This window comes from Prescottella equi (assembly GCF_002094305.1).
Lineage (GTDB): Bacteria > Actinomycetota > Actinomycetes > Mycobacteriales > Mycobacteriaceae > Prescottella > Prescottella equi.
Genome location: NZ_LWTX01000001.1, coordinates 1 through 12,684 on the forward strand (window position 1 = coordinate 1; position 12,684 = coordinate 12,684).

The 12,684-nt window shown below is 68.9% G+C and carries 6 protein-coding genes; 1 reads left to right on the plus strand and 5 read right to left on the minus strand.

All coding sequences use genetic code 11. The features are described 5' to 3' along the window. A partial coding sequence (locus A6I89_RS00005; protein ID WP_139811859.1) for an amino acid adenylation domain-containing protein occupies positions 1–7,778 on the plus strand: 7,778 nt, incomplete at its 5' end. 79 nt (positions 7,779–7,857) lie between these two features. Here A6I89_RS00005 and A6I89_RS00010 read toward each other — a convergent pair. The 5 genes from A6I89_RS00010 to A6I89_RS00030 all read right to left on the minus strand — a co-directional run bounded on the left by A6I89_RS00010 (position 7,858) and on the right by A6I89_RS00030 (position 12,545). Further along, positions 7,858–8,790, minus strand: a complete 933-nt coding sequence (locus tag A6I89_RS00010) for an esterase/lipase family protein (protein ID WP_005518352.1) — start codon at positions 8,788–8,790, stop codon at positions 7,858–7,860. Positions 8,791–8,960: 170 nt separating this feature from the next. Then, positions 8,961–9,833 carry an ABC transporter permease gene (locus tag A6I89_RS00015; RefSeq protein ID WP_044991335.1) on the minus strand — a complete coding sequence of 291 codons (873 nt, stop codon included), beginning with the start codon at positions 9,831–9,833 and terminating at the stop codon, positions 8,961–8,963. Further along, positions 9,830–10,693 (minus strand): ABC transporter permease, encoded by an 864-nt coding sequence (locus tag A6I89_RS00020; RefSeq protein WP_005518357.1) that lies wholly within the window; start codon positions 10,691–10,693, stop codon positions 9,830–9,832. Before A6I89_RS00020 ends, A6I89_RS00015 begins: the two co-directional genes overlap by 4 nt. Next, on the minus strand, positions 10,690–11,661 hold the full coding sequence (locus A6I89_RS00025) for a daunorubicin resistance protein DrrA family ABC transporter ATP-binding protein (protein WP_005518359.1): 972 nt from the start codon (positions 11,659–11,661) through the stop codon (positions 10,690–10,692). Before A6I89_RS00025 ends, A6I89_RS00020 begins: the two co-directional genes overlap by 4 nt. A gap of 197 nt (positions 11,662–11,858) precedes the next feature. Next, entirely contained in the window at positions 11,859–12,545 is a 687-nt protein-coding gene (locus A6I89_RS00030; protein WP_022597356.1) for a GntR family transcriptional regulator, read from the minus strand. Between the last annotated feature and the right edge of the window lie 139 nt (positions 12,546–12,684).

Below are 12,684 nucleotides of genomic sequence, written 5' to 3' on the forward strand. Positions count from 1 at the left end.
ATCGCACGGGCGACCTGGTGACGTGGACCAGTTCGGGTGAGTTGGAGTACATCGGTCGCACGGATTTCCAGGTGAAGTTGCGTGGTCTGCGGATCGAGTTGGGTGAGATCGAGACGGCGCTGCTGGCGGTGCCGGGGGTCTCGCAGTCGGTGGTGCTGGTGAGGAATGATCAGCTGGTCGCGTATGTGGTGGCGGACCAGGATCTGGACACCACTGCGGTCAAGGCGCAGCTGGCGACGTCGCTCGCGTCGTACATGGTGCCGCAGATGTTCGTGGTGCTCGATGCGTTTCCGTTGAATGCGTCGGGCAAGTTGGATCGGAAGGCGTTGCCGGAGCCGGTGTTCGAGGCGACGGTGTTCCGGGCTCCGACGACTGCGGCGGAGGAGGTTGTCGCGGGTGTGTTCGCGGACGTGCTCGGTGTGGATCGGGTGGGTCTGGACGACGATTTCTTCGCGCTCGGCGGTAACTCTCTGGTCGCGACTCAGGTCGCTGCGCGTCTCGGTGCGGCGCTCGATGCGCAGGTGCCGGTGCGGGTGTTGTTCGATGCGTCGACGGTGCAGGCCCTTGCCGCGCGGGTGCAGTTGCTTGCGGGTGCGGGTGCGCGTAAGGCGCTCGTCGCGGGTCCGCGGCCGGAGCGGGTGCCGTTGTCGTTGGCGCAGCAGCGCATGTGGTTCCTCAACCGGCTCGATCCCGAGTCCGCGGTGAACAACATTCCGCTCGCTATCCGGCTGTCGGGCGATGTGGATACCGAGGCGCTGGCGCTGGCGGTGCGGGACGTCCTTGCCCGCCACGAGTCGCTGCGCACGGTGTTCCCCGACGTCGACGGAGTGGGAAGCCAGCAGATCCTGAGCCCTGACACCGTCGACTTCGATCTCGGGATCGAGCAGGCCGACGAGGGCACGTTGGTCGGCCGGATCGAGGAGTGGGCGCTCGAGGGATTCGACCTCACCGCCGAAATCCCGGTCCGTGCAAGAGCTTTCGCGTTGTCCTCCCGCGAGTACGTACTCGTCCTGGTGCTGCACCACATCGCGGCCGACGGGGTCTCGATGGGCCCGCTCGCGCGCGACGTGATGACGGCCTACGCGGCCCGCAGTCGGGGAGAGGCCCCCGGTTGGGTGCCGCTCGACGTGCAGTACGCCGACTACGCGCTGTGGCAGCGCGAGGTCCTCGGCAGCGAGGACGACCCGGACTCGGTGATCGCGCGACAGGTCGCCTACTGGACGTCCGCGCTTTCCGGACTTCCCGACCAGCTCGACCTGCCGTCGGACCGTCCGCGTCCCGCCGTCGCATCCAACGGCGGTGCCACGCATACGTTCTCGATCGATGCCGATCTCCGGTCCCGGATCGAGGACGTCGCACAGGCCCACGCGGCATCGCCGTTCATGGTGGTGCACGCGGCGCTGTCGGTGCTGCTCGCGCGGCTGAGCGGTACCCCGGACGTGGCGATCGGTACCCCGGTCGCCGGCCGCGGCGAGGCCGCGCTCGATGACCTGATCGGCATGTTCGTGAACACGCTCGTCCTGCGCATCGAGATCGACGGCGGGCAGTCCTTCGCCGATCTTCTCGCGCAGGTTCGGTCCACCGACTTGGCCGCTTTCGAGCACGCCGACCTCCCGTTCGAGCGGCTCGTCGAGATTCTCGATCCCGAACGCTCACAGGCCCGGCACCCGTTGTTCCAGGTGGCGCTCGCGTTCCAGAGCGGTGTGGCGGGACAGGCCCTGGAACTGCCCGGGATCACCGCGTCGGGGGTCGACTTCGATATCGCGCTCGCCAAGTTCGATCTGCAGGTGACCGTCTCGGACGCCGTCGACGCCGATTCCGATCGCGCAGGACTGTCGATCGGAATGACCTACGCCACCGATCTGTTCGACGCACCGACCGTCGTCTCGATCGGCGAACGATTCGTGCGGCTGCTCGACTCGCTCGTCTCCGACGCCTCGGTCCCGGTGGGGGACGCGGCGCTGCTCTCGGATCGCGAACTCGCGGCTCTCACCACCGTCGCCGGACCGCCGGTGGCGCGACTCGAGACCCTCACCGAGATGCTCGGCCGCAACGTGGCCGCCGATCCCGACGCTCCCGCACTCGGCTGCGGCGACATCGCACTGACGTACCGGGACCTCGACGAGCGTTCGAGTGTCATCGCGCGTGAGCTGATCGGTCGGGGCATCGGACCGGAGAGCGTCGTCGCTCTGTCGTTCCCTCGCTCCTGGGAGATGGTGCTGTGCGTGTGGGCGGTCGCGAAGACGGGCGCCGCCTTCGTGCCGGTGGACCCGACGTATCCGGAGGACCGGATCGAACACATGGTGACGGACTCGGCTGCGGCATTGGGTATCGCCGTAGCCGACTCGATCACCGATCTGCCGGACGCGGTCTCGTGGTGGTCGCTCGACGACCTCGAACGGTCCGCCGTCGAGGCCGGGCATTCCGCGGCACCCGTCACCGACGGAGACCGGACCCGGCCCCTGCTGCTCGATCACGCCGCCTACGTGATCTACACGTCGGGATCGACGGGCAGGCCGAAGGGCGTCGTGGTGACGCACCGTGGTCTGTCGGGTCTGGTGGATCAGTCCGTCGAGCTGTACTCGGTGACCGCGTCGGATCGTGTGCTGCACATCTGCTCGCCGAGTTTCGACCCGTCCGTGTTCGAGTGGGCCGTCGCTGCGGCGGCGGGTGCGGAGCTCGTCGTCGTTCCCCCGACGATCCTCGGCGGAGAGGAGCTGCATGCTCTGCTCGCCGAGCGCAAGGTGACCGTCGCGATCATCACGCCCGCCGTTCTCGGATCGATGAACCCCGAGGGCCTCGACGATCTGCGTCTGCTGTCCGTGGGTGGCGACGCGTCGACCACCGAACTCGTCGGGAACTGGGCGCCCGACCGGCAGTTCTTCAACGCGTACGGTCCCACCGAGACCACGATCATCTCGACGCGAGGAGAGTTGTTCGCAGGCAAGCCCGTCACGGTGGGCGGGCCCGTTCCCGGTGTGGGAGCCCTCGTCCTCGACACCCGGTTGCGTCCGGTGCCCCGTGGCGTCGCCGGTGAGCTGTACCTGTCGGGCGGCGCGCTGGCACGCGGCTACCACGGTCGCGCCGCGCTGACGGCGGACCGCTTCGTGGCCAACCCGTACGGCGTTGCGGGAGAACGGATGTACCGCACCGGTGACGTCGTCCGGTGGACCGCGTCGCCGAGTGGAGAAGCGGCGGGCGCCACCGACATGTCGATCGAGTACGTCGGCCGCTCGGACTTCCAGGTCAAGGTCCGGGGCTTCCGGATCGAACTGGGCGAGATCGACGCCGCATTGACGGACTGCCCCGGCGTCTCGTTCGCGACGACCGTGGGCCACCCCATGCCGTCCGGGCAGACCGCGTTGGTGTCGTACGTTCTCGCCGACGGGGTCGACGCCGACACGATGGCCGCTCATGTGGCGTCGTTGCTGCCGTCGTATATGGTGCCCGCGTCGATCATCGTCCTGGACGAGGTACCGCTCACCGCGGTCGGCAAGCTCGATCGCCAGGCCCTGCCGGCACCGAACTTCGAGGCACGCGACTTCCGGGCCCCGGCGTCCCCGACGGAGGAGCTCGTCGCGCGGGCGTTCGTGGACGTCCTGGGAGTCGACCGGGCAGGCCTCGACGACGACTTCTTCGATCTCGGCGGAAACTCGCTCGTCGCAACCAAGCTCGTGGCCCGGCTCGGGGCGGCCCTCGGCACCCGGGTCCCCGTCCGCGAGTTGTTCGATGCTTCCACCGTGGAAGCCCTTGCGGCACGCCTGGAATCGTTCACCGGAGCGGTCCGGCACGCACTCGTGGCGCGCAGCCACGACGGCCGGATCCCGCTGTCGCTCGCGCAGCAGCGCATGTGGTTCCTCAACCGCCTCGAGCCCGAGTCTGCGGTGAACAACATTCCGATCGCCGTCCGGCTCACCGGAGACCTCGACGTCGAGGCCCTTCGCCAGGCGGTCGTCGACGTCGTGTCGCGGCACGACGCGCTGCGCACCCGGTATCCCGAGCACGACGGCGTCGGGTACCAGTCGGTGCTCCCCGTCGAGGATGTGGTGGCCGACTGGGACTTCGGTCCGGAGAAGGTGGGCGCCGATTCGTTGGCAGAGCGGCTGAGCGCGATCGCGCTGACCGCGTTCGACGTCACGGCCGAAGTGCCGCTGCGGGTGCGTCTGTTCGAACTGTCGCCGTCGTCGTACGTGCTGGCGCTCGTGGTGCACCACATCTCCGCGGACGGCGTGTCGATGGGGCCACTGGTTCGAGACGTCATGACCGCGTACGTTGCGCGGGCGTCCGATGCCGCGCCCGGATGGGCTCCGCTGGACGTGCAGTACGCGGACTACGCCGTCTGGCAGCGCGAGACTCTCGGTTCCGAGGACGATCCGGATTCGGTGATCGCGAAGCAGATCGCCTTCTGGAAGGAGAGACTGGCCGGCATCCCGGATCAGCTCGATCTGCCCACGGATATGCCGCGGCCGGCCGTGCAGTCGTACACCGGCGCCACCGTCGGTGCCTCGGTCGACGCCGAAACACATCGCGGCCTGGTGGAATTGGGCCGCGAGCACGGTGCGAGCTCGTTCATGGTCATGCACGCGGCCTTGGCCGTGTTGCTTGCTCGGCTGTCGCGCAGCGGCGACATCGTGGTCGGCACCCCGGTGGCGGGCCGCGGTGAGTCCGCGCTCGACGACCTGATCGGCATGTTCGTCAACACCCTCGCCCTGAGGGTCGAGGTCGACCTCGCGGAGTCGTTCGGCGATCTGCTCGAACGCGTGCGCACAGCCGACCTCGACGCCTTCGCGAACGACGATGTTCCGTTCGAGCGTCTCGTCGAGGTCCTCAACCCGGTCCGCTCCCGGGCCCGGCACCCACTCTTCCAGGTGGGCTTCTCCTTCCAGAACATGAAGAACGAGGTCCTCGAACTTCCGGGACTCGCGGTCGCCCCGGTCGACGTCGACTTCGAACTCGCCAAGTTCGATCTGCACGCCACGATCGTCGACAACGTGGACGCGAACGGCGAACCGGCCGATTTCAGCGTCGACTTCACGTATGCGACGGACCTGTTCACCGAGGCGACGGCCCACCGGTTCGCGCAGATGTACGCCCGCATCCTGCGCGGTGTCGTCGCCGATGCGTCGGTCTCGGTCGGTGACCTCGAGATGATCGACGCCGACGAGCGCGACCAGGTACTCGACCGGTGGAATTCGACCCGGCATCCGGTCGCCGACGACCTCACACTGGTCGACCTGTTCGACGCCCAGGTCGCGGCCGCCCCTCACGCCTTGGCCGTCGTGGCCGAGGGGGAACGACTGTCCTACGCGGAGTTCGACGTGCGGGTCAACCGCTTGGCGCGTCGCCTGATCGGGATGGGCGTCGGACCGGAATCCCGTGTCGCGCTGGCAATGCGGCGCTCGGTCGACCTGATCGTCGGCATGTACGCCGTCGCCAAGGCCGGTGGCGCCTACGTGCCGATCGACCCGGACCATCCCGCGGACCGCACCGCCTACATCCTCGACACGGCGCAGCCGGTCTGCGTGCTGGCCACCTCCCGCGAGGATGTCGAGACGCCTGCACACCTGCCCGTGCTGCACGTCGACCTGATCGACGGCACGGAGCACGACGGCCGTCCGATCACCGATCGCGAACGCACGTCGCCGCTGCGACCTGCGAACACCGCCTACGTGATCTTCACGTCGGGTTCGACGGGTCGGCCCAAGGGCGTCGCCGTCAGCCACGCGGCGATCGTCAACCAATTGGAATGGAAGCGCGCCGAATACGGCCTGGACGCCTCGGATGCCGCGTTGCTCAAAACCGCGGCGACGTTCGACCTGTCGGTGTGGGAGTTCTGGTCGGCGCTGACGTCCGGTGGACGACTAGTCGTCGCCACCGCGGACGGCCACCGCGACCCCGGCTACCTCGATTCGTTGATGCGCCGCGAGAAGGTGACCACGCTGCACGCGGTGCCCTCGATGCTGCAGGCGCTGCTGGTCGAGTCCGGAGACCGGCTGCCCGAGTCGCTGCGCCGGGTCCTCGCGATCGGCGAGGTGCTGCCTGCCGACACCGCCGCCCGCTTCGTGGCGGCGGGCACCGCCGAGCTGTTCAACCTCTACGGGCCCACCGAGGCCGCGGTGTCGGTCACGGCGCAGCGCGTCGCGGACACCACCGGCTCCGCGGTACCGATCGGCGGCCCCGAATGGAACACGCGACTGCTCGTCCTCGACGACAGACTGCGGCCGGTCCCCGTCGGTGTGCCCGGTGAGCTGTACCTCGCCGGTGCCCAGTTGGCGCGCGGCTACTTCGGTCGCCCGGCGCTGACCGCCGACCGATTCGTCGCCGACCCCTACGGTCCGGCGGGGGAGCGGATGTACCGCACCGGTGACGTCGTCGCATGGCGCACCGACGGCACCCTCGACTATGTCGGTCGCGCCGACTTCCAGGTCAAGGTGCGCGGATTCCGCATCGAACTCGGCGAGATCGAGGCCGCGTTGCGGGCGCACCCCGACGTTGCCGAAGCGGCCGTCATCGTGCGTAACGACGGCCGATCCGGCGACCGGCTGGTGGCGTACATCGTGCCGGCGGGCACCGCGCCGATCGGCACCGCCGCACTTGCGGCCGACCTCGCGACCGGCCTGCCGTCCTACATGGTGCCGTCGGTGTTCGTCGAACTCGAGGCCCTCCCGTTGAACGTGAACGGCAAGATCGACCGCAAGGCGCTGCCGGCCCCTGCGGTCGAGCCGCGGCAGTTCCGGGCTCCGGAGACGCCGGTCGAGAAGGCCGTGGCCCGTGCCTTCGCCGATGCCCTCGGGGTCGACGACGTCGGTCTGGACGACGAGTTCTTCGACCTCGGCGGCAACTCGCTCGTCGCGGTGACCGTCGTGGCCGCGCTGCGCGACGCTCTCGGCGTCCCGTTGCCGCTGCAGTGGATGTTCGTCGATCCCACGGTCGAGAGCATCGCGGCGCGGATCGAATCCGGTGCACACGCCGACGCGGACCGCGGCGACGACGAGGCCGCCGGCCTCGGCGTGGTGCTGCCGTTGCGGGCCTCGGGAACGTCGGAGCCACTGTTCTGCCTCCACCCGGTCACCGGCCTGTCATGGAGCTTCGCCGGTCTGGCCGGGTACGTCGACGAGGACCGTCCTATCTACGGCATCCAGTCGCCCGCCCTGAGCGAGGACGTCGATTTTCCCGCCAGCATCGAGGAATGGGCGGCGCTGTACGTCGACCGGATCCGGCGGATCCAGCCGAGCGGCCCCTACCACCTCGTCGGCTGGTCCCTCGGCGGATCGATCGCCCACGCCATGGCGGTACAGCTACGGGACATGGGCGAGACGGTGCAGACCCTCGCCATGCTCGACAGCCATGTCGCCGATCCGGAGACGGGCGTCGCCGAGTACGAGGACCCCTCGCTGGCCGACCTACTCGGTGATTTCGCGGCCGAACTCGCCGGTGGCGACGTCGCGCTCCGACAGCTGGATCCCGAGCGCGTCGACACCATCCTGCGCAGACTGCCGGCACCGTTCGACCGCATCACCGGCGCGGACTGGGAACGCATCGTCGAGAGCATCGCGCACTCGTTCGGTCTCCTCGACCGCTACCGTCCGGGTGACTTCGACGGAGATCTGCTGTATTTCAGCGCAGACATGGGAGAGGCCGACGGCGCGGCGGGCTGGCGCGATTGCGTCGGTGGATCGGTCGAGGTCGTACCGGTCGCGGCCGGACACCGGCAGCTGCTGTCACCGACCGCGCTGGAAGTGGTCGGACCGGCACTCGACCGGTACCTGCGTCGCTGAACGGACACCGGTGGCCGCTCCTTCCTCGGGAGGAGCGGCCACCGGTGTGTTCACCCCGTCGACGGCGGCCGGGGACCCGTCAGCAGGGGACCGCGCCGGGCAGGCTCGGGTCGAGCGCGCGCCTGACCAGGAAGATCGAACGCGGATCGTCGAGCAGTCCCACGTGCGAGACGTTCGCCGCCGGGCAACTGTCCTGGATCCACTCGTTGAGGACGGACGACCCGGGGCCCGGGACCAGGAACGACCCTTCGGGCGGCGTGACGACCGTGTCGCTCCGGGACGCGATGACCCGGTAGTCGACACCCGGCACGGTTTCGTGGCCGGCGTTGAGGGCGGCGAGGAACTTCGATCCGATCATCTGCTGGTACGAGGCGAGCCCGAAACCCAGACCGGCGAGCCATTCGTTGGTCGGCTCGTCGGTGAGTCGAAGCGACGTGAAGGCGTCGACGAAGGTCTGCAGACCGCCGAACGTCGTTCCGTGCGTCGTGGGGCCGAGCATCACCAGCCTGCGGATCTTGTTGCGTGACGGATCGCTCGGATCCGCGCCGCCCTCGAACCGCAGGTACTGCCGCGTCATCGTCCCGCCCTGGGAATGGCCGACGACGTCCACCTGTGCGGCGCCGGTCCGGGCCCGCACCGCATCGACGAAGCCCGCCAGCTCACGGGCCGAGGCACGGATGTCACCGCGACCCCACGCGCCCGTCGCCAGGCCGTAGTCCAGGGCGAAGACGCAGTATCCCTCGCGTTGCAGTGCGGGGGACAGTGCGCCCCAGCTGCCCATGTCCATGCCGGTGCCGTGGACGAGGATCACCGGGCGTGGGTGCCTTGCGCCGGGGCGGCAGTTCCAGTCGTTGGCGCCGGGGGGAGGGGCGGACGTCAACGCCCCCGGCAGGTCGGCCCGGCCCGGTCCGGGATCTGCTGTCGCGGCGGGCGGTGGGAAACCGAGTGCGCCGAAGAGGACCACGGCCGCGGCGGCGAGGAATTTCGCTGCCGGGCGCCGCCGAAAAGCCATGCGGATGCTCCTGGAGAACAGAAAAGGGGAGGGATGAAGCACAGCGGACGGAAACCCAACCCTCTGAACTCACTGAAACAAATATCAGACGAAGCGCACATTCGCCCTCCGGGGAGGGTGAACGTGAGGTGTATTGCGGACGGCCCGTACCGAGCCGGAGGCGAACGCGCTCAGCCGGTTGCGGCCGCGCGCCGGTAGCCCTTGATCGCCGGATACACGAACACGGCCATCATGCCGAACGACCACGCCAGGGTCTGCAGCACGGGTTCGAGGATCGGACCACCCATCGCCAGCCCGCGCATCGCATCGATCGCGCACGACATCGGCTGCGCCGCCACCACCGGCTGCAACCAGGTCGGATACGCCATGACGGGCACGAAACCCGAGTTGAAGAACATCAACAGGGTGCAGCCGATCGACACGAGTTCGACCAGCGGCGCGTCGCCCGACACCGTGGCCAGCGCGGTCACCATCATCGCGAAGCCCATGCCGAAGATCACCGGCAGGATCACCAGGAACACACTCGGCAGGAATCCCTGCGTCAGCCGGAATCCGAGGAAGACACCCACCACGAGGATGACGATCGTGGTGATGGTCACGCGCACGGCTTCCGCCATCATGCGGCCCACCAGGCCGGCGGCCCGATGGATCGGCAGCGTCCAGAAGCGCGACAGCAGGCCGTTCTTGCGTTCGGCCCGCAATCCGACGGCGCTGACGATGGAACCGAACATGGCACCGATCAGGATGATCATCGGAACCTGACCGTAGACGGCGGGTTGTCCCGTCGCTGCCGTCACGGTGTTGCCGATGACGATCCGGAACATCACGAGGGTGAGGGCCGGATAGAGCAGCGCCTGGATCATCGTGGAAGGGTCCCGCGACCAGCGCTTGAGGAGACGTCGGCACTGGACGGTGCTGTGCACCCACAACGCCTTGGGGGACGACTCCGGCCACGCCTCGGTGGGCGGCGGGAAATCGATGGAGGAAGCAGACGCCCGCGCCACTCGGCTCGACGTCATCGTGCGTTCCGGGGATTCACTCATTTGCGCCTCATACTCGCCCACACGGCCAGTGGCGCGAAGACCACGACCAGACCCACACACCACGCGACGGCCGGAAAGAGCGACGACGCGGTGACCCCGCCCTCGGCCATGTCCCGCATCGCGAACGAGAACTGCGAGATCGGCTGGTTGCGCACGAACGGCCGGATCCATTCGGGGAACCCGGTCTCCGGGACGAAGCCGCACGACAGCATGCCGAGGATCAGCTGCGGCAGCGCGAGCGCCTGGGACGTCGCCTCCGGGGACTTCGCCAGGGTGCCGATCGCGTCCGCACCCAGCGACAGCGCCACACTGATGGACAGCGCCAACGCGCAGAACAGCGCTGCCTGCGCCGCGCCCGCGCTGAATCGGAAACCGATGGCGTAGCCGTACGCCAACGCCGCCACGAGGGTGATCACAGACCGGACGAGGGCGCGGGTCATGCGCGAGAGCAGTGGCACGGGTCCCGCGACGGGCATCGTCTTGAGTCTCGTCGTCAGGCCGAGCAGCGACTCCACCGAGGCGACCTGCGACGCCGAGATGGCCGTGAAGGCCATCGCCTGCAACACGATGATCGGCATGAGGAACTGCGCGTAGTCGACGCCCTGGAGCTTCATCACGAACCGCAGCGGCAGATAGAAGCCGACGGTGAAGATCAGCGGCGCGATCACCGCGACCGCGAGCTCGCCGGTCTTCACCATCGTCTTGAGGCTGCGGCCGGTGAGCGCGAGCCACTGCTGGAACCCGTTGGGGTCCGGACGCCGGTGCGAGCCGACGCGCTTGGCCGGAACCGCCACGGAAGCCCGCTCGGAGGCTGCGGAAACCGCCAGCCTCTTCGCCGCGCTGTTGGCCCCAGAGGTCATCGCTCGGCCCCCGGAGCGGAATGACCGGTCAGGGAGAGGAAGACGTCGTCGAGGGACGGCCGGCGCAGCGCGATGTCGGCGAGCTCGATGCCCGCCGCGTCCAGGCGGCGCAGCGCCTCGGACAGCGTGGCGGCGCCGTCGGGGGCCGGCACGGACACGCGATCGGCGCCTTCGGCGATCTCGGTGCGGATCTCGTGCGGAACCAGATTGCCGAGCGCGTGGATCGCCCACGGCAACTTCTGCGGATCCAGCGGGACGACCTCGCAGTAGCTGCCGCCCGTGCGCTCCTTGAGCTGATCGGCGGTGCCCTCCGCGATGACGGTGCCGCGGTCGATGACGATGATGTTGTCGCTGAGCAGGTCCGCCTCCTCCAGGTACTGCGTGGTCAGCAGCACCGTGATGCCCTGTTCCTTGAGGGTGTCGACGAGCGCCCACACACCCTGGCGGCTGCGCGGATCGAGTCCGGTCGTCGGCTCGTCCAGGAACACGACCTCCGGGCGCACGACCAGTCCGCACGCGATGTCGATGCGCCGGCGCATGCCGCCGGAATAGCCGCGGACCGGGCGCTTGCCCGTGTCGAGCAGATCGAACTCGGTGAGCAGATCCTGCGCCCGCTGCTTCGCGGAGGCGCGATCGAGCCCCATCAGACGCCCGAACAGTTCGATGTTCTCCCGGCCCGACAGCGTCTCGTCGAGCGCTGCGTACTGGCCCGTCATCATGATCGAACGGCGGACGTCGGCGGCGTGCGTGACGACGTCGTGTCCCGCGACCAGCGCACGGCCCCGGTCCGGTCGCAGCAGCGTCGACAGAACCTTCACGGTGGTCGTCTTGCCGGCGCCGTTGGGGCCGAGGATGCCCAGAACCGTCCCGCGCTTGGCTTCGAAGCTGACGCCCTGCAGAGCCTTCACCTCGCCGAAGGACTTGTGGACGTCGTCGACGAGCACGGCTGCGTCCTGGAATATTGGCATCGACACTCCGCTAGTTCACCTGGGTTGGATGGCTCTCCGCCATTCGGGGGCCAAGGGGCCGTCCTCCGTCGACGTGTATTCCCGCCGCTGCCGGGGAATGTTACCCGCGTGGCGGCCGCCACAAGCCGTCCACGGCCCGGCGCACCGTTCGTCCACCGCGTCCGAGTTCCCGGCCGGCGACGCGCCTGACCAGGCGATCAGTCCCAGATTCCGATCGTTTCCAGGTGTCGAACCAGACGCTTCGCGCCGTCGTCGAAATGGGCGCGGGTCTCGTCCGCGACGCCGGCGTGGTCCCGAGCGGCGAGGGCCGCGACGAGCCGCGCGTGGCTGGCCACGGCCTCGTCGCCCCACTCGCGATCGGCCGAATAGAAGTGGACCGGGGTGTAGCGGGTGGCGCCGAGCAGGAACCACGACAACTTCCGGGCCCCTGCCAAACGATTGATGATCCGGTGGAAGGCGAACTCGAGTTCCTCGATCCGGACGGCGTCCCCGAGTTCGACGGCCTGCCGCAGCCGATCGTTGATCGCGGTCAGCTCGGCGAGCGCCTCGTCGTCGACGTGGTCGACGGCCCGTCCGGCCAACTCCTCGGCGATCCGGCCCTGCAGCCAGAAGACGTCGTTGACGTCGTCGCGGCTCAGCGGGGCGACGACATAGCCGCGGTGGGGGACCAGCTCCACGAGTCCCTCGCCCCGCAAGGTCAGCAGAGCCTCGCGGACGGGGGTGACACTCACGCCGAGTTCGGCCGCGGTCTCGTCGAGGCGGATGAACTCGCCCGGGCGCACGCCGCCCGACATGATCACATTGCGCACGTGCACCGCGACGTCGTCGGACAACTGGGGACGGCGTCGGAGATTACCCGTCGACCGGGCTGCGGGCGGGGCCATGACTTCTCCTCGGCAGGACGCGTGCCCGCTTCGTCCGCGGGTCCCGGCCGGGGCCGGTAGGGGCCGCTGGTGTGATGCGTGCAACAAAATCGGATCGGATCAAATATATCGGGTCCGGGTTCGCTCGCCCTCACGGCGC